The organism is Hymenobacter antarcticus, from assembly GCF_039539545.1.
Classification (GTDB): Bacteria; Bacteroidota; Bacteroidia; order Cytophagales; family Hymenobacteraceae; genus Hymenobacter; species Hymenobacter antarcticus.
In genome coordinates, this window is sequence record NZ_BAABDI010000060.1 from 3,298 (window position 1) to 4,828 (window position 1,531).

Annotated in this window: 1 rRNA gene; it reads right to left on the reverse strand. The window is 54.5% G+C overall.

What is annotated here, in order from left to right:
- Positions 1 to 9: 9 nt before the first annotated feature.
- Positions 10 to 1,525, reverse strand: a 16S ribosomal RNA gene (locus ABD819_RS21335).
- Positions 1,526 to 1,531 lie beyond the last annotated feature (6 nt).

The window sequence follows — 1,531 nt, forward strand, 5'->3', positions numbered from 1 at the left end:
CCGCTCCAGAAAGGAGGTGATCCAGCCGCACCTTCCGGTACGGCTACCTTGTTACGACTTAGCCCTAGTTACCTGTTCTACCCTAACTGGCTTCGTTGCGGAGCACCAGCTTCAGGTCTACCAAACTTCCATGGCTTGACGGGCGGTGTGTACAAGGCCCGGGAACGTATTCACCGCGCCATTGCTGATGCGCGATTACTAGTGATTCCAGCTTCACGGAGTCGAGTTGCAGACTCCGATCCGAACTGAGAACGGCTTTTCGGGATTGGCGCACCATCGCTGGTTGGCAACCCGCTGTACCGTCCATTGTAGCACGTGTGTAGCCCTAGGCGTAAGGGCCATGATGACCTGACGTCGTCCCCGCCTTCCTCACTGCTTGCGCAGGCAGTCTGTCTAGAGTCCCCATCATTACATGCTGGCAACTAAACATAGGGGTTGCGCTCGTTGCGGGACTTAACCCAACACCTCACGGCACGAGCTGACGACGGCCATGCAGCACCTTGCTTTGTGTCCCGAAGGAAAGGCTCATCTCTGAACCGGTCACGCGCATTCTAGCCTAGGTAAGGTTCCTCGCGTATCATCGAATTAAACCACATGCTCCACCACTTGTGCGGGCCCCCGTCAATTCTTTTGAGTTTCACTCTTGCGAGCGTACTCCCCAGGTGGGATACTTAACGCTTTCGCTAAGCCAGTGACAGTCTGTCGCCACCAGCGAGTATCCATCGTTTACGGCGTGGACTACCAGGGTATCTAATCCTGTTCGCTCCCCACGCTTTCGTGCCTCAGCGTCAGTTACAGTCTAGGCAGCTGCCTTCGCAATCGGGGTTCTGGATACTATCTATGCATTTCACCGCTACAGTATCCATTCCGCCACCCTCGTCTGTACTCAAGCTAACCAGTTTCCAGGGCAGTTCCGTTGTTGAGCAACGGGCTTTCACCCCGGACTTAATCAGCCGCCTACGCACCCTTTAAACCCAATAAATCCGGACAACGCTTGCACCCTCCGTATTACCGCGGCTGCTGGCACGGAGTTAGCCGGTGCTTATTCATCAGGTACCGTCAGTAGAGCACGCATGCCCTTTTTTCTTCCCTGATAAAAGCAGTTTACGACTCAGAAAGCCTTCATCCTGCACGCGGCATGGCTGGGTCAGACTCTCGTCCATTGCCCAATATTCCCTACTGCTGCCTCCCGTAGGAGTCGGGCCCGTATCTCAGTGCCCGTGTGGGGGACCAGCCTCTCAGCTCCCCTAGCCATCGTCGCCTTGGTGAGCCGTTACCTCTCCAACTAGCTAATGGCACGCAACCCCATCCGAATCCAATAAATCTTTAACAATTAAACGATGCCGTTCTGTTGTTTTATGCGGTATTAATCCGCCTTTCGGCGGGCTATCCCCCAGATTCGGGTAGGTTGGTTACGCGTTACGCACCCGTGCGCCACTATTGTCATTGCTGACAACCGTTCGACTTGCATGTATTAGGCCTGCCGCTAGCGTTCATCCTGAGCCAAGATCAAACTCTCCATTGTAAAATA